This is a genomic window from Duganella sp. CY15W (genome assembly GCF_009857555.1).
Taxonomy (GTDB): domain Bacteria; phylum Pseudomonadota; class Gammaproteobacteria; order Burkholderiales; family Burkholderiaceae_D; genus Rugamonas; species Rugamonas sacchari.
On sequence record NZ_WWCQ01000001.1, the window covers coordinates 457,326 to 472,552 of the forward strand.

The 15,227-nt window shown below is 58.9% G+C and carries 13 protein-coding genes and 4 tRNA genes; 13 read left to right on the forward strand and 4 right to left on the reverse strand.

Features of this window, described 5'->3' with window-relative positions; genetic code table 11:
* Positions 1-6: 6 nt before the first annotated feature.
* A complete protein-coding gene (uvrB, locus tag GTP58_RS02105) occupies positions 7-2,079 on the reverse strand; it encodes an excinuclease ABC subunit UvrB (RefSeq protein ID WP_161076085.1) in 2,073 nt (690 codons plus the stop codon).
* 114 nt (positions 2,080-2,193) lie between these two features.
* Between uvrB and GTP58_RS02110 the strand changes: the two genes are divergently transcribed.
* The 4 genes from GTP58_RS02110 to GTP58_RS02125 all read left to right on the forward strand — a co-directional run bounded on the left by GTP58_RS02110 (position 2,194) and on the right by GTP58_RS02125 (position 5,180).
* Entirely contained in the window at positions 2,194-3,390 is a 1,197-nt protein-coding gene (locus tag GTP58_RS02110; RefSeq protein ID WP_202413456.1) for an amino acid aminotransferase, read from the forward strand.
* Positions 3,391-3,506: 116 nt separating this feature from the next.
* Positions 3,507-3,582, forward strand: a tRNA-Asn gene (locus tag GTP58_RS02115).
* 159 nt (positions 3,583-3,741) lie between these two features.
* The gene (locus GTP58_RS02120; RefSeq protein WP_161076086.1) at positions 3,742-5,070 is read left to right on the forward strand and encodes an ATP-binding protein; all 1,329 of its coding nucleotides are present in this window, start codon (positions 3,742-3,744) and stop codon (positions 5,068-5,070) included.
* Between the two features lie 34 nt (positions 5,071-5,104).
* Positions 5,105-5,180: transfer RNA gene (locus tag GTP58_RS02125), tRNA-Asn, on the forward strand.
* Between the two features lie 56 nt (positions 5,181-5,236).
* On the opposite strand, the gene GTP58_RS02130 is transcribed toward GTP58_RS02125, so the two are convergent.
* Positions 5,237-6,079: an ABC transporter substrate-binding protein gene (locus GTP58_RS02130; RefSeq protein WP_161076087.1), complete on the reverse strand. Its 843-nt coding sequence runs from the start codon at positions 6,077-6,079 to the stop codon at positions 5,237-5,239.
* 142 nt (positions 6,080-6,221) lie between these two features.
* Here GTP58_RS02130 and GTP58_RS02135 point away from each other — a divergent pair.
* A tRNA-Asn gene (locus GTP58_RS02135) sits at positions 6,222-6,297 on the forward strand.
* 82 nt (positions 6,298-6,379) lie between these two features.
* Here GTP58_RS02135 and GTP58_RS02140 read toward each other — a convergent pair.
* Positions 6,380-6,952 (reverse strand): ribosome-inactivating family protein, encoded by a 573-nt coding sequence (locus GTP58_RS02140; RefSeq protein ID WP_161076088.1) that lies wholly within the window; start codon positions 6,950-6,952, stop codon positions 6,380-6,382.
* A gap of 247 nt (positions 6,953-7,199) precedes the next feature.
* Between GTP58_RS02140 and GTP58_RS02145 the strand changes: the two genes are divergently transcribed.
* The 8 genes from GTP58_RS02145 to GTP58_RS02180 all read left to right on the forward strand — a co-directional run bounded on the left by GTP58_RS02145 (position 7,200) and on the right by GTP58_RS02180 (position 14,475).
* Positions 7,200-7,415 carry a hypothetical protein gene (locus GTP58_RS02145; protein WP_072781535.1) on the forward strand — a complete coding sequence of 72 codons (216 nt, stop codon included), beginning with the start codon at positions 7,200-7,202 and terminating at the stop codon, positions 7,413-7,415.
* 10 nt (positions 7,416-7,425) lie between these two features.
* Complete coding sequence (locus GTP58_RS02150; protein ID WP_161076089.1) at positions 7,426-8,118, forward strand: DUF3334 family protein; 693 nt, start codon at positions 7,426-7,428, stop codon at positions 8,116-8,118.
* 412 nt (positions 8,119-8,530) lie between these two features.
* On the forward strand, positions 8,531-10,714 hold the full coding sequence (locus GTP58_RS02155) for a TonB-dependent receptor (protein WP_072780782.1): 2,184 nt from the start codon (positions 8,531-8,533) through the stop codon (positions 10,712-10,714).
* A 57-nt stretch (positions 10,715-10,771) separates the two neighbouring features.
* Positions 10,772-10,847 (forward strand) — tRNA-Asn (locus GTP58_RS02160).
* A gap of 268 nt (positions 10,848-11,115) precedes the next feature.
* Complete coding sequence (locus tag GTP58_RS02165) at positions 11,116-12,102, forward strand: hypothetical protein (protein WP_161076090.1); 987 nt, start codon at positions 11,116-11,118, stop codon at positions 12,100-12,102.
* 186 nt (positions 12,103-12,288) lie between these two features.
* Positions 12,289-12,828 carry an STM3941 family protein gene (locus tag GTP58_RS02170; protein ID WP_161076091.1) on the forward strand — a complete coding sequence of 180 codons (540 nt, stop codon included), beginning with the start codon at positions 12,289-12,291 and terminating at the stop codon, positions 12,826-12,828.
* 9 nt (positions 12,829-12,837) lie between these two features.
* On the forward strand, positions 12,838-13,701 hold the full coding sequence (locus GTP58_RS02175) for an ABC transporter substrate-binding protein (RefSeq protein WP_161076092.1): 864 nt from the start codon (positions 12,838-12,840) through the stop codon (positions 13,699-13,701).
* A 69-nt stretch (positions 13,702-13,770) separates the two neighbouring features.
* Positions 13,771-14,475 carry a glutathione S-transferase N-terminal domain-containing protein gene (locus GTP58_RS02180; RefSeq protein ID WP_072780778.1) on the forward strand — a complete coding sequence of 235 codons (705 nt, stop codon included), beginning with the start codon at positions 13,771-13,773 and terminating at the stop codon, positions 14,473-14,475.
* On the opposite strand, the gene GTP58_RS02185 is transcribed toward GTP58_RS02180, so the two are convergent.
* Entirely contained in the window at positions 14,476-15,222 is a 747-nt protein-coding gene (locus tag GTP58_RS02185) for a hypothetical protein (protein ID WP_229215398.1), read from the reverse strand.
* Between the last annotated feature and the right edge of the window lie 5 nt (positions 15,223-15,227).

The following is a 15,227-nucleotide window of genomic DNA, read 5'->3' on the forward strand; positions in this document are numbered from 1 at the left end:
GCAGATTTAAGACAGTGTGTCGGCGCCTGGCGCGCCGAACAGCTGCTGCTTGAGGTGATGGAGCTGGTCGCGCACCTGCGCGGCCTTCTCGAACTCCAGGTTCTTCGCGTGATCGAGCATGGCCTTTTCGAGACGCTTGATCTCCTTGCTGATCTGCTTCTCGCTCATGGCCTCGTACTTGGCGGTTTCCTGCGCCACCTCCAGCTCTACCTTGGCTTCCTTCTCGCTGTAAACGCCATCGATCATGTCCTTGATGATCTTCTTCACGCCGCGCGGTGTGATGCCGTGCGCTTCGTTGTAGGCGATCTGCTTGGCGCGGCGGCGCTCCGTCTCGCCGATGGCGCGTTCCATCGAGTCGGTCATGCGGTCGGCGTACAGCAGGGCCACGCCGTTCAGGTTACGCGCGGCACGGCCGATGGTCTGGATCAGCGAACGTTCGGAACGCAGGAAGCCTTCCTTGTCGGCGTCCAGAATCGCCACCAGCGACACTTCCGGCAAGTCCAGGCCTTCGCGCAGCAGGTTAATCCCGACCAGCACGTCGAACGTGCCGATACGCAGATCGCGCAGCAGCTCCACGCGCTCCACGGTTTCGATATCACTGTGCAGGTAACGCACCTTGATGCCGTGGTCGGCCAGGTACTCGGTCAGCTGCTCCGACATGCGCTTGGTCAGCGTGGTCACCAGCACGCGCTCGTTCTTGGCGACGCGGTCGGTGATCTCGGACATCAGGTCGTCCACCTGCGACAGCGCAGGGCGCACGATGACTTGCGGGTCCACCAGGCCGGTCGGGCGCACCACCTGTTCCACCACCTGGTCGGCACGGGTTTTTTCGTAGTCGGCCGGCGTCGCCGAGACGAAAATCGTCTGCCGCATTTTCTGCTCGAACTCTTCGAATTTCAGCGGGCGATTGTCCAGCGCGGACGGCAGGCGGAAGCCGTAGTCCACCAGATTGGTCTTGCGTGAACGGTCGCCGTTGTACATGGCGCTGAGCTGGCCGATCAGCACGTGCGATTCGTCGAGGAACATCAACGCGTCTTTCGGCAGGTAGTCCACCAGCGTTGGCGGCGGTTCGCCCGCCTTGGCGCCGCTCAGATGGCGCGAGTAGTTCTCGATGCCTTTGGTGAAGCCGATTTCCGCCATCATCTCCAGGTCGAAACGCGTGCGCTGTTCCAGGCGCTGCTCTTCAATCAGCTTGTTCTCCTTGCGGAAGAACTCCAGGCGCTCGCGCAGTTCGGCCTTGATGGTTTCCACCGCGCGCAGCACGGTGGAGCGTGGCGTGACGTAGTGTGAGCCAGGGTAGACGGTGAAGCGCGGGATCTTCTGTTTGACGCGGCCAGTCAGTGGATCGAACAGCTGGATCGATTCCAGCTCGTCGTCCCACAGTTCCAGGCGCACGGCGAGGTCCGCATTCTCGGCCGGGAAGATGTCCAGCGTATCGCCACGCACGCGGAAGGTGCCGCGGCCGAAGTCCACTTCGTTGCGCGTGTACTGCATCTGGATCAGGCGCGCGATGATGTCGCGCTGCGAGACGCGGTCCTTCTGGCGCAAGGTCAGGATCATCTGGTGGTATTCGTTGGGATTACCGATACCGTAGATCGCCGACACGGTAGCGACGATGACCACATCACGGCGCTCCATCAGCGACTTGGTGCACGACAGGCGCATCTGCTCAATGTGCTCATTGATGGACGAATCCTTTTCAATGAACAGGTCGCGCTGCGGTACGTAGGCTTCCGGCTGGTAGTAATCGTAGTAGGACACGAAGTACTCGACCGCGTTCTCCGGGAAGAATTCGCGGAACTCCGAGTACAGCTGTGCTGCCAGGGTTTTGTTGGGCGCGAACACGATGGCCGGGCGGCCCAGGCGGGCGATGGTGTTGGCCATCGTATAGGTCTTGCCGGAGCCTGTGACGCCCAGCAGCGTCTGGAAAAACAGGCCGTCGTTGACGCCTTCGCACAGCTGGTCAATCGCCGCTGGCTGGTCGCCGGAAGGCGGGAAGGGCTGGTGCAATTTGAAGGGCGAATCGGGGAACGTCACCACGGTTGCCTTGGTGGTATCAGCTACAGGTAAATCAGCCATCTTGTCAGACCTTTGTTAGAATAATGGCCTGCCAGCGGCCTGAAGTCGTTATTTTAAAGGGCGCTGTCTATACATCTCTGCTGCGAACCGCTTCCAATCGAATCCAATCTTATCATGACGAATCCTAGCTTGTTCAGCGCCATCGACATGGCACCACGCGACCCTATCCTGGGTATTACCGAAGCCTTTAACGCCGACCAGAATCCAAACAAAATCAATCTGGGCGTCGGTGTTTATTATGACGACAACGGTAAAGTGCCGCTGCTATCGTGCGTGCAGAAAGCGGAAGAAATCCTGATCGCAGCACCAGCCCCGCGCACCTACCTGCCGATCGAAGGTCTGGCTGCCTACGACAAGGCGGTGCAAGAGCTGGTATTTGGTGCCGACAGCGCGGTAATTCAAGAGAAGCGTGCCGTCACGGTGCAAGCCATCGGCGGCACCGGCGCACTGAAAATTGGCGCCGACTTCCTCAAGCGTTTCGCACCGGATGCCGAGGTCTACATCAGCGACCCAAGCTGGGAAAACCACCGCGCGCTGTTTGAAAGCGCCGGCTTCAAAGTCAACAACTACGCCTACTTCGATGCGGCCACCCATGGCGTGAACTTCGCCGGCATGCTGGCTGATCTCAAAGCCATGCCGCGCGGCGCCATCGTGCTGCTGCACGCGTGCTGCCATAACCCGACCGGCGCTGACCTGACCTCGGACCAGTGGACCGAAGTCATTGCAGCGATTACCGCCGGCGGCCTGGTGCCGTTCCTGGACATGGCCTACCAGGGCTTCGGCGCGGGCATCGCGGAAGATGGCGCCGTGGTGCGCCGCTTTGCGGAAGCGGGCGGCCCGCTGCTGGTATCGAACTCGTTCTCGAAGTCGTTCTCGCTGTACGGCGAGCGCGTGGGCGCGCTGAGCGTGGTGGCGTCGAGCGGCGAAGAAGCTGCGCGCCTGATGTCGCAACTGAAGCGCGTGGTGCGTACCAACTACTCCAACCCGCCAGTTCATGGCGGCAAGGTGGTGGCCACCGTGCTGACCACGCCGGAACTGCGTCAACTGTGGGAAGACGAACTGGCCGGCATGCGCGTGCGTATCAAGGAAATGCGCGAAGCGTTCGTAACCAAGCTGGCTGCCAAGGGCCACGATTTTGCCTTCGTGCGTGACCAGATCGGCATGTTCTCGTACTCGGGCCTGAGCAAGGCGCAAGTGGAGCAGTTGCGCGCGCAGTCGATCTACGCTGTGGACACGGGCCGGATTTGCGTCGCCGCATTGAATTCGCGCAATATTGATGTCGTTATTGACGCCATCGCCAAAGTGCTCTAAACTCTTGTTTCTTCGCATTGCGCTGCAAAGCATGAGGCGAAGAAATGGCAACATGAAATACCTGCAGTAGCGCATCTTGCTGATGTGAACTAAACAGTATAAAATGTTGCCTCTAATCCCTGATAGCTCAGTCGGTAGAGCGACGGACTGTTAATCCGCAGGTCCCTGGTTCGAGTCCAGGTCGGGGAGCCAGAATACTAGAAACCGCATATTTGCTTACGGCAATATGCGGTTTTTGCATTTTGGGCTGGCTTGATGCGTCGCAGATTATTTTTACAAATATTCCGCAAATCGGCCTACCATTGACTGTCGGCACGTTTTCCGAGGGCCGACTGACCAAGGAGCCGGCTTATGATGCAGCATCACGTCGTTTCTGATGATTTCCTGGGAAAGTGGCAGCAGACCACCAATGTCATGGCGGGCATTTTTGATGTGCCGGCTGGTCTGATCATGCGCGTCTGGCCGGAGCAGATCGAGGTGCTGGTGTCCAGCCATACGCCGGGCAATCCCTACGAAGCGCACGAGAAAGCCAACCTGAACACCGGCTTGTACTGTGAAACCGTGATGGCCACGCGTGACGTGCTTCAGGTGCCCCACGCGCTGGAAGACGAGCACTGGCAAGACAATCCCGATGTCGCGTTGAACATGATTTCCTACCTGGGTGTGCCCTTGCTGTGGCCGGATCAGGAGGTGTTTGGCACCATCTGCGTGCTCGATAGCAAAAAGCGCCTGTATCAGGAGCGCTATGTGGCGTTGCTGTGGGAGATCAAGCGGGCAATCGAGGCGGATTTCAAGGTCATGGCGCAGCAGCAGGAACTCATCGCAGGCAATGCGCAACTGCGTGACGCCAACCAGGCGCTGGCGCGCAGCAACGAGGAGCTCAAGACGGCGCTGGAGAAAATCAACACGATGCAGGTCGATTTGCTGCGCGCGGAAAAGATGTCGGCACTGGGCAAGCTGGTGGCTGGCATTGCGCATGAACTCAATACGCCGATCGGCAACGGACTGATGCTGGCCAGTACGCTCAAGAGCAATGCCGTGGATATCACGCGGGAACTGGAGGCGGGCGTGACGCGCAAGCGTATGCAGGATTTCATTGGCGGGGTCAATCAGGGCGCGGATATCCTGCTGCACAGTCTGGGGCGGGCAGGGGAGCTGGTCACCAGTTTCAAGCAGGTGGCGGTCGACCAGTCCAGCATGCGCCGGCGCGAGTTCGGGCTGGAAAAAACCTGCGGCGAGATTCTGGTGGCGCTGGGGCCGACCATACGCAAGAGCGGCCATGAGGTGGTGTGTGAGGTGCCGGATGACATCGTCATGGACAGCTATCCGGGAGCGCTGGAGCAAGTGCTGATTAACCTGGTCAATAATGCGCTGCTGCACGCTTACCCCAGCGGGATGGCGGGACGGATTCGTATTACAGCGCGCAGCGATGCCGATGACTGGGTGGAGATCGGCGTGATCGACGATGGCGTCGGCATCTCTCCCGCCAATCTGGCGCGCGTGTTCGATCCATTCTTTACCACGCGGCTGGGGCAGGGCGGCAGCGGGCTTGGGCTGAGCGTGGTCTACAACCAGGTCACATCGGCGCTGGGCGGCAGTGTGCGGGTGGACAGTGAGCTGGGCCATGGCGCCCGTTTCACGCTGCGCCTGCCGCGCATCGCGCCGAAAGAAGTTGCCTAATTCGACAAATGACAGCTATAATTCTGGCCTCAATTCCCTGATAGCTCAGTCGGTAGAGCGACGGACTGTTAATCCGCAGGTCCCTGGTTCGAGTCCAGGTCGGGGAGCCAGAATACAGAAAAGCCCAGCCTTCTCCGGTTGGGCTTTTTGCATTTCGGGCCGCGCTTCACTCCAGGTTGAGCTTTTTGCACTTCTGTGGGGCCAATTGGGGCCGGAAGCGGCAATCGAGGGCAATGAAAAAGTCGCGCGTGACGCCGTAGTCACGCTGGTAGCGGGCCAGGATGCGGTCGATCTCGCCGTTGGCATAAAGTTGGCCGACGCCGCGTTCAAACGCATCGCGCTGCGCTGCTGTGCGGAAGCGCATCCAGTAGAACCGGCCCGGCCCCAGGATGTCGTGATAGGCCAGCTCCGCATCGGCATTCCGGTGTTGCGGCAGTTGCTGCCGGAGGTAATACAGGAAAATGTCGGGCTGCGAAATGATGACGTCCGTGCGGTCCAGGAACAGGGTGCCCGAAGGCATGGTCACCGTCTCGCGATAGGATGGATGGTGCTCCATTGCCGTGGCGTAGGCAGGCCCCAGCACTGTGCGCGCATTGCGAAACGAGGTGACGCGATATTGTTTCAGGTCCTCCAGGCTGGAGATGACAGGGATCTTGCTGCGCAAGGTGATGGCCACGTTTTGAAAATGCGAGACCGGCCAATGGCCAAGGTAGCCATCCTGAGCCTGCTGCGGAGATGAGGAGGTTGTCACGTCAAGCAAGCCTTGTCGGAACTGGTCATCGAAGCGGGCATTGGGTAAATAGCGAAACTCCACCGGAATGTGCTGGGATGCGAATGCGGCGCGCAAAACGTCAACCAGCAGGCCAGATGCGTGGTCCGACAGCACGAACGGCGCAATGACGTTTTGCAGACCGATCTTGACCGTGGCCGGGGCGGAACCGGCGGGCGCCGTTTCCACGGCGGGGCTGGTCACGGCAGCAGCAGTAAAGACCATGGCGGTTAACCACATTCGCGCCCCCATCGGTTTGGTTTGGTTGTCAAATTATAGCCAGATTGTTCCTCTTTCAATCTTGTGCAAATGGTGTGCGGTGTCGGCGGAACACAAAAAATTAGGCAAATTCAGAATGAGTCGCTATAATTCTGGCCTCAATTCCCTGATAGCTCAGTCGGTAGAGCGACGGACTGTTAATCCGCAGGTCCCTGGTTCGAGTCCAGGTCGGGGAGCCAGAATACAGAAAAGCCCAACCTTCACCGGTTGGGCTTTTTGCGTTTCGGCTGCCGCGCAGAGGATTTGCGTCGGCCATGGCGCTCAGCCGCCCAGCGTGTGGCCGCCCCAGGCATGCAGTTGGCCCAGATTCGGCGCATAGGCGCCGGCATTGCCCAGTACACCCGCAACGCCGCCACTGACATCGCTGAAACGTGCCGCTTCGCTGACTGCCACGATCACGCGTGCCAGGCTGTCGAGCAAGGCGGCGTTCAGCGCGCCGCCGTTATAGCCGGACAGGGCCGCGACAGCGTTGCTGAGCGTGGCGTCCGTGATGTTGGGTAGCGGCGGATGGGCATAGCCGAGCGAGTTGTAGCTGCCGTCCGGATTGCCGGGGAAGGCCGCCCCGGGCAGGCCGGCAACGCCGGCGATGTTGAAGTGCCAGTTGCCGTTGGCGTTGCCGATGCCGACTAGATACACCGAGGCGTTGGCCGGCGCCAGCGCGCCGTTGGACTGATAGGCCAGATTCACGAACACGGTGAGGTTGGCGGCGGGCTGCAATGGGTGGCTGACTGGAATCGCCTGGATATGGGCAACGGTGCCGTTGGCGCGGATCTGGTTGCGCAGCGCACCGATATCGGCGATGTAAGCGCCGCCGTGTTGAAAGCGGATGGGCATGGGACTCTCCTGATAAAGGTTTCAAGAAAACCGGGCAGCGGAATGCTGAACCGGGAGTCTTCATGCTATGGACTGCACAGCGCTGGTCCCTGACCGTTACTGGCATGGCAGCTGGGCTGCCTGGCGGACGCGCGGCAGGCCGCTTTTTGCATTTTGGCACGCAAAATTCACAAAATACACGATACAAGTGGACGAGAATCTTGCGCGTCGGTATTCTGAATCTTATTTCCGGCCCGAAGGGGAAGTCATGGTCATGAGCGTTGAGGCGCGCGCGAGCGTGCGGCGTGTCCGGGACCTGGAACTTGAAGTCGAGATCTTGCGCCGAACGCTGGCTGCCACGCCGGCCGCCGCGCTGCAGGATCAGCAATGGAAAGATGAGGTAGTCCGCTTGCTCGCCGAGGTGGCCTTGTTTCGTCTCGCGTTGGACCGGGAAACGGTACTTTCATCTTTAAAAAATAAGTAGAGGTAGTGATATGAGCGACGAAAACGATGCAATTGTCTACGGTACGGAAGACTTGTTGATGAGTCTGTGCAACTCGGTGAGCCGGGTGCTGAACGTCGCCACACAAAGCAAGGTCAACTATTCCGGCATGGTGCAGCGGATTACCAAGGTCGGGCTGAAGCCGGACATCGGCTGCTTCGTGCTGTTCGATGGCGGCTTCACCGGCCTGGTGGTGCTGAACTTCTCCGCCGATACTGCCATGGAAATCTACGAGCGCTACATGCTGCACATGGGCATGCCAAAGTCGGAACTGGCCAGCTCGCACACCTCGGATGAAGTGGCCAACATCATGGGCGAGCTCATGAACCAGATCGTCGGCGACTTTACCGGCAAGATCCGCCGTGAACTGCAAACCAATATCACCCAGAATCAGCCGAAGATGCTGGTGCTGAACAAGCAGATCGTGCTCAGCGTCGATACCCCGCTGGACCGCCCGGAAATGCGCCGCGTCAGCTTCTACACGGAAAAGGGCAATATCTTCTACCTGGAACTGGCCATCGACCGCACCGAGTTCATCCGCCTGCACGACTTTGACTCCAGCGAAATCGACGATCCGGATGCCTTGCTCGACGAGCAACGCGTGGCCCACCAGTCCGCACCGTCGTCGTCCGCGGCATCGTCCGATCCTGACGCTGACGAATTGCTGAAATCGCTCGGCATGTAATCCTCCCTCCCACACGGCCAGCCTCGCGCTGGCCGTGCTGTTTTTGTGGCGAAATCCCTACACGCGCCCATCTTCTCCCAGGTTCATGTTTCGACAGCAAGCTTGCTGTTCCTGCCATTGTGTGGCTGTACTGTCACGCCTAAGCCACTGAATATTCAGTTATTGCATATCTTTAGCCGAATTTCTAACCGTTAATTGGCTGGTTGTTATATTCGGCTTGCAATACATGGTATGCATCAAAGAGAATATCGCCTTTCAAAAAAGTCAGTGCATTATTGAAAGCCACCGCGGGCGGATTCAGGGCTGCCACGCGCTACCACGATCACGACAGATGAACGGGTAGTGACCAGAAAAGAGAGAACAGGGGACACTGTTTTTAACTCTTTGCACTACATTTAAATCGGGAAATTGAATGATCAAACTGTCGAAGATGCACAAGCGCCTGCTGGCGCTGAGCGCCCTTATGCCTATTGGCACCGCCCTGGCACAAAGCACCGAGCCGCAACTGGAAACCGTGACTGTGACCGCACAGCGCCGTGCCGAGAACATCAAGGATGTGCCGGTTTCCGTCACCCTGCTGAAAGATGAAAAACTCGATGTGCTGCTGTCCGGCGGCCAGGACATCCGCTTCCTGGCAGGCAAAGTGCCGTCGCTGAACGTGGAATCGTCGAACGGCCGTACCTTCCCGCGCTTCTACATCCGCGGCTACGGCAACACCGACTTCAGCACCTTCGCCTCGCAGCCAGTGTCGCTGATCTATGACGACGTGGTGCAAGAGAACGGCATCCTGAAAGGCTACCCGGTATTTGACGTGGCGGGCGTGGAAGTGCTGCGCGGCCCGCAGGGCACGCTGTTCGGCCGCAACACCCCGGCTGGCGTGGTCAAGTTTGAATCGGCCAAGCCGAACCTGGACAAGATCGAAGGCTACTACAGCGCCTCGATCGCCACCCACAACACCGCTGCGCTGGAAGCCGCCGCCAACATTCCGCTGTCGAGCGAATGGGCGATGCGCGTGTCGACGCTGCGCCAGCACCGCGACAACTTCGTGGACAACACCTTCACCAAGCAGAACGATGCGCTGGAAGGCTACAACGAACACGCCGAGCGCGTGCAGTTCCTGTACAAGCCAAGCACCACCTTCAACGCGCTGTTCAATGTGCATTCGCGTACCACCGACGGTAGCGCGCGTCTGTTCCGCGCCAACCTGATCAAGAAGGGCACCAACGACTTCGCGGACGGTTACGACTTCACCAAGATCAACACCAACGGCCAGAACTTCCAGAATCTGAGCACCAACGGCGCCAATGCCCGCCTGACCTGGGACCTGGGCGCCGTCAAACTGTTCTCGATCACCGGCTACGAAGCCGTGGACAACTACTACAGCCGTGGCGACATCGACGGCGGCACCCCAACCGGCCCTGGCTTCATTCCATTCCAGGTACAAACCGGTGGCGGGCTGACCGGCCTGAAGCAGTACAGCCAGGAATTCCGCGTCGAGTCGAAAAACGCTGGCCCGCTGAACTGGCAGACCGGCGTCTACTACTTCAAGGAAAGTGGCGACGGCTTCAGCGACAACTTTGACAGCAACACCCAGGTACAGACCTCGCACCTGGCCAGCCACCAGAACAACACCGCGTACGCGGCGTTCGGTTCGGTGACCTATGACGTGTCGAGCGACTTCACCGTGCGCGGCGGCCTGCGCTACACCCACGACCAGAAAGACTTCCGCACCGTGGAATCGTGGAACGTGACCCAGATCGGTCCTAAGTCGGTTGAAGAGAGCAAGAACAAGGCGAACTGGGACCTGAGCGGCACCTACAAGATCAACAAGGATGTCAGCACCTACGCCCGCGTAGCGACCGGCTTCCGTGCACCATCGATCGCCGCTGCTTCGGCGTCGGTGCCGATCACCGTGGCCGATGCGGAAACCATCACCTCGTACGAAGCCGGCATCAAGGCCGACCTGTTCAACCGCCGCGCCCGCGCGTCGCTGAGCGTGTTTGACTACGAAGTCAAGAACCAGCAGCTGACCGTGGTGGGTGGTAACTCCAACGTGACCAAGCTGATCAACGCAGCCAAGACCGTTGGCCGTGGCCTGGAAGGCGAGATCGAAGGTTTCGTGACCCCGGACTTCAAAGTCAGCCTGAGCGGTTCGTACAACTTCACTAAGATCGAAGATCCTAACCTGTACGTGGCCAAGTGTGCCCAGTGCACCATCACCGATCCGATCGGTGCCAACGGCCTGGTGTCGATCAACGGCAACCCGCTGCCACAAGCTGCCAAGGTCATCGTGAACGCCACCGCGCGTTACAACTGGCCACTGGCGGACGGCAACCTGTTCGTGCTGACCGACTGGTCGTACCGCAGCAAGATCAACTTCTTCCTGTACGAGTCGAAAGAGTTCACCGGCAAGTCGATGGTGGAAGGCGGCCTGCGCGTGGGTTACAACTGGGCCGGCGGCAAGTATGAAGTTGCTGGTTTCGCGCGTAACATCACCAACACCGAGCGCATCATCGGCGGCATCGACTTCAACAACCTGACCGGCTTCGTCAACGAGCCACGTCAGTTTGGCGTGCAGTTCCGCGGCGGCTTTTAATTAAATCCGCCTCAGCCTAGACAGCTGAAAAATGGCCGTATATAATGCGGCCTCTTTTCCCTGATAGCTCAGTCGGTAGAGCGACGGACTGTTAATCCGCAGGTCCCTGGTTCGAGTCCAGGTCGGGGAGCCAGAATATTAGTAGTACAGATTAAGGGGTTACATGCTTCGGGATGTAACCCCTTTTTTGTCATTTGGGGCTCGGTACTGGGACTAGATTGCCGGTGGGGGGGGCTGGTCTTTTGGCTTCGGCGAGACGTACAGCTTAGCACCCACCTGATGAGGTCACTTGGCTGGAGGGGAAATTAATCGTACTATGTTACCAGCACCCATGGATAGCGTAGCTGTCGTTTGCCAACTATCGACATACGCAGCTTCCTAGCGCCCGAATAGGGACATGCATGGACAAGAACCTCGAGCAGCTAATCAACGAATACCAAACACGCGTGAGAGACGCTGTAGCGTTGATGTACAGGTCTGGTATAAAAATGCCGTACAGCTCTTTTGCATGGCTGGAATACGATATTCCGGGTAGTGGCGTTCTTGCCTGCGGAATTAAATATCACAAGCATGGCGCCGGTTGCGAGGTGCAACTGGATACCGGAAAAGTTGACTTCGATTTTGGCGAAAACGGCGAGATCGACGGATTTGACTTGTGGCGGTTAGCTCACTTCACAAGGGACCGATTGCCCTGTTTCGGTTTCGACAGTGCGGAGCAAATCGAAAAATCTTTCGACGCATCGATAGCATCCGGTGAACTGGAGCATTCGAGGTCCGGCCTGCTATATTTCGCCGATGCCACGCGGGTTCTTGCCATAGATATCGATTCCACGCAACCCGGTGACATGCTCCCAAGCCGGAATCGCGACATGGTTATGACCTTGTATTCCCACTACTTCGAAGCGGCCGATCTGATGCGGGAGAATTATGAAAAGCTCAAAACGAAAAGGAAGAAAGCTAGAAAATTGAGTCGCAATGACGAAGTCCAGAGTAGGATTTACTTCTTCTCTTGGCTTGGATTCCTTGCTGTCACATGTGAGGGATTCAAGGGTGTAAATATGCGCCGACTGCTCATGGATGAACGGCCTGGGGAATTCAAGGAATTGCTCCCCCTGTCCAACGCGTTGGGGAAATTGATTAACACCCACTGGCATCCGCTTAGGGACTTCAGAAACAATGTGTTCCACCTCCGCGATAGCCCGGAGAAGATTCGCAAATTCTTTTCGAAAGACGCAGACCGTCTTACTTGGGCTCGAGAGCTGCACGATGCATTGGAGGGCTTCTTCTCGAGTTATCGGATTCTCTGCGAAGTCCACTACTTCATGAACAACCGAAAAGGCGAGTTGGATATTGGAGGAGACCTTTTCCGCCACTCCTTAAGATCTTAGTGGACATACCGGGCACTTAGTTCTCCTATTGTCTTGACCCTTGGTTCGAGTCCAGGTCGGGGAGCCAAAATTCTAAAGCCATCTGTGTGCTTGCAACGTTCAAGATCGTTGCAAGGTCACAGATGGCTTTTTTCTTTTGGGCATCTTCTGTTAGTATTGCGTATCTACTAACGATGTGGAAATGTTATGCAACAGCTTGGCGAGCGCGTCATTGAGGTCAGTAAAACCAAGATCTGGATCGCCGTAATCGGCGCGCTGGTATTTGTTTGGCTGGGATATTGGCTGCTGCGGCTGGATGCTGCCGAGATCGAGCAAAATCGGCGTCTCGATAGTCCGGTGTTAGTCCACGGTCTTGGTGTCGTGACCATGGTGTTCTTTGGGCTGTGCGGTGTCGTGGGCTTCTGCAAGTTGTTTTCAACGAAGCCTGGCCTGGTGCTTAACCGGGATGGTTTACTGCTTGGCGCTGGCGGGTTGGTGCCTTGGTCCGAGATCGATGGCTTTGCGGTGTTTGCGGTGAATCGGCAGCGTAGCCTGGTGGTTCGTTTGAGCGATCCGCAAAAGTATGTGGAGTCTGGCGGCGCCATCAAGCGCGTCTTCAACCGCATGAACTATAAGCTGGTCGGCAGTCCGATTACGCTGGCCTCGAATGCGCTGGCAATCAGCTTCGACGAACTGCATGCACTGTGCATCGCCTATCATCAGCAGTACCTGGAGCATGCGCGCTGAGCTGACCGCATGAAGCTCCTCAGACGCTCCGTGCTTGGTGGCCTGCTGGCCATGAGTTTGCCGTCGGCGCGCGCTGCGACGACGGTGGTGCGCTTTCCCCGTTCCGATGGACCGGAGCCCAAGGCTGAGCATTATCCGGTGCGGCTGCTGCGCATGGCGCTGGCGCGTTCCTCTGGCGACTACGCGCTGCAGGCTGCGGGACCGCTGATGCGCCAGAGCCGCGCGCTGCTGGAGCTGCAACATGCCCGTACCATCGATGTGATGTGGACCATGACTTCGCAGCAGCGCGAAAAGGATTTGCTGCCAATCCGCATACCGCTGGACCGTGGCCTGATCGGCTGGCGTCTGCTGCTGATACGCGCGCACGATCTGCCGCGTTTCAAGACGCTGCGGCGGGTGGCCGATCTGCGCGCGCTCGAAGCGCTGCAAGGCCATGACTGGCCAGATACCGACATCCTGCGCGCCAACGGCTTCCGCGTGCAGACTGCCTCCGCCTACAACGGCATGTTCCAGATGCTGGCTTCAGGCCGCGTCGATTACTTCCCGCGCGCGACGTTTGAGATCTGGGATGAAGCCGAGCAGCACGCGCGCAACGGCCTGGTGGTCGCGCCGGGCCTGGCCTTGCACTATCCCAGCGCATTCTACTACTTCGTCAACAAGGCGAATGCGGCGCTGGCGGCGGATATCGAGTCCGGCATGAAGCGCATGCTGGCCGATGGCAGTTACGATCAGCTGTTCGAGGCCTATTACGGCAAGTTGGTCAGCCGCGCAGCGCTGCCGGGACGCCGGGTATTCAATCTGGAGAATCCGCTGCTGCCGTCCGCCACGCCGCTGGCACGGCATGAGCTTTGGTATCACCCCAACGAAAAATAGGGCTGTTCAGCAGGATTGCCGGGCTTCGTGGATAATCAGTCCATCTTTGACTTGAAGAGTAGGTTCACCATGTCTGACTTGACCGCCTTTCCTATCGCCGCCAAGTGGCCGGCCCAGCATCCGGAACGCCTCCAGCTGTATTCGCTGCCGACGCCGAATGGCGTGAAAATCTCCATCGCGCTGGAGGAAACCGGCCTGGCGTATGAGCCGCACCTGGTCAGCTTCGACACCAATGACCAGCTGTCGCCGGAATTCCTGTCGCTGAATCCGAATAACAAAATCCCCGCCATCATTGACCCCAATGGCCCGGATGGCAAACCGCTGCCGCTGTTTGAGTCGGGCGCGATCCTGCTGTATCTCGCCGAGAAAACCGGCCAGTTGCTGCCGAAGGACGCGGCCGGCCGTTACGAAACTATCCAGTGGGTGATGTTCCAGATGGGCGGGATTGGACCGATGTTTGGCCAGGTCGGCTTCTTCCACAAGTTCGCCGGCAAGGAGTATGAGGACAAGCGTCCGCGTGACCGCTACATCAACGAGTCCCGCCGCTTGCTGGCGGTGCTGGAGCAGCGTCTGGCAGGCCGGCAGTGGATCATGGGCGATGAATACACCATCGCCGATATCGCCATCTTCCCGTGGGTGCGTAATCTGGTTGGCTTCTACGGCGCCGGTGAGCTGGTGGAGTTTGACAAATTCACCAACGTCCAGCGCGTGCTGGCGGCGTTTGTGGCACGGCCGGCGGTGGCCAAAGGGCTGGAGATTCCCAAGCGCGGCTGATTAGCGGCTCGGCGCGCGGCAGGCCGCATCCGCTTCCCAACGGCCGGAGCAGATGCGTGAACGGCATAGCATGCCTTCGATGAGCCCCAGCTGTTTGCAGCGCGCCAGCAATTGCGCAGTGGTGTCGCCATCCTGGCGTTCGACCACGTCGCGGTTGCGTTCAGGCGCCACCTCACTCGGTTTGCCGGCGTGCGCCACCAGCGCCGTGAGCAGGGTGACGTCGCTGTCCGCCGGCTGTGCGGCAGCATGGGGTACCGCCGCTACCCGCGCCACTGGCTGAACTGGTTTTGCTGGCGTTGCTGGTGCACGCGCTGGTGTGGCTGCCGTTGTTGGGACGTCGCTGCTGTCTGTGGAGGCGACGTTGATGATGGTGGCTGCCTGCTCCGGCTGCGGTTCGCCATCGGCCGGCGCCAGTGCTGGCGTGACGCCGCGTACCTGCGTGCTGTAACTGTGTTTATTTCGCTGCGGCGTCACGCTCCCATCATGCATGAGCCACGCCACGCCGCACATCGACAGCAGCAAGACAAACAAGGCGACAGTCCAGCCATCCACCGTCCAGCCGGTGTGATGTGTTTGTGTGCCGTGCTCCAGTTGCGCCAGAATGCGCTTGCTCTCGGTCGGCCGGGATACGGCCTCCAGCAATACGGGCTTTGATTTCGACGTCTCCACAATATCCCCTTCGCATTTGATCTGGCCCGGGTCGCGGTGCTGCGAACGGCCTACGATGCAGTGTCTGGTTTGTGGCATAGGCC

What these genes read in the sequence shown, in the direction of transcription:
- GTP58_RS02180 (WP_072780778.1), top strand. Translation starts at nt 13,771, where the DNA reads ATGTCTGACTTGACCGCCTTTCCTATCGCCGCCAAGTGGCCGGCCCAG.
- GTP58_RS02155 (WP_072780782.1), top strand. Translation starts at nt 8,531, where the DNA reads ATGATCAAACTGTCGAAGATGCACAAGCGCCTGCTGGCGCTGAGCGCC.
- GTP58_RS02140 (WP_161076088.1), bottom strand. Translation starts at nt 6,952, where the DNA reads ATGCCCATCCGCTTTCAACACGGCGGCGCTTACATCGCCGATATCGGT.
- GTP58_RS02170 (WP_161076091.1), top strand. Translation starts at nt 12,289, where the DNA reads ATGCAACAGCTTGGCGAGCGCGTCATTGAGGTCAGTAAAACCAAGATC.
- uvrB (WP_161076085.1), bottom strand. Translation starts at nt 2,079, where the DNA reads ATGGCTGATTTACCTGTAGCTGATACCACCAAGGCAACCGTGGTGACG.
- GTP58_RS02145 (WP_072781535.1), top strand. Translation starts at nt 7,200, where the DNA reads ATGGTCATGAGCGTTGAGGCGCGCGCGAGCGTGCGGCGTGTCCGGGAC.
- GTP58_RS02185 (WP_229215398.1), bottom strand. Translation starts at nt 15,222, where the DNA reads ATGCCACAAACCAGACACTGCATCGTAGGCCGTTCGCAGCACCGCGAC.
- GTP58_RS02165 (WP_161076090.1), top strand. Translation starts at nt 11,116, where the DNA reads ATGGACAAGAACCTCGAGCAGCTAATCAACGAATACCAAACACGCGTG.
- GTP58_RS02120 (WP_161076086.1), top strand. Translation starts at nt 3,742, where the DNA reads ATGATGCAGCATCACGTCGTTTCTGATGATTTCCTGGGAAAGTGGCAG.
- GTP58_RS02110 (WP_202413456.1), top strand. Translation starts at nt 2,194, where the DNA reads ATGACGAATCCTAGCTTGTTCAGCGCCATCGACATGGCACCACGCGAC.
- GTP58_RS02150 (WP_161076089.1), top strand. Translation starts at nt 7,426, where the DNA reads ATGAGCGACGAAAACGATGCAATTGTCTACGGTACGGAAGACTTGTTG.
- GTP58_RS02130 (WP_161076087.1), bottom strand. Translation starts at nt 6,079, where the DNA reads ATGTGGTTAACCGCCATGGTCTTTACTGCTGCTGCCGTGACCAGCCCC.
- GTP58_RS02175 (WP_161076092.1), top strand. Translation starts at nt 12,838, where the DNA reads ATGAAGCTCCTCAGACGCTCCGTGCTTGGTGGCCTGCTGGCCATGAGT.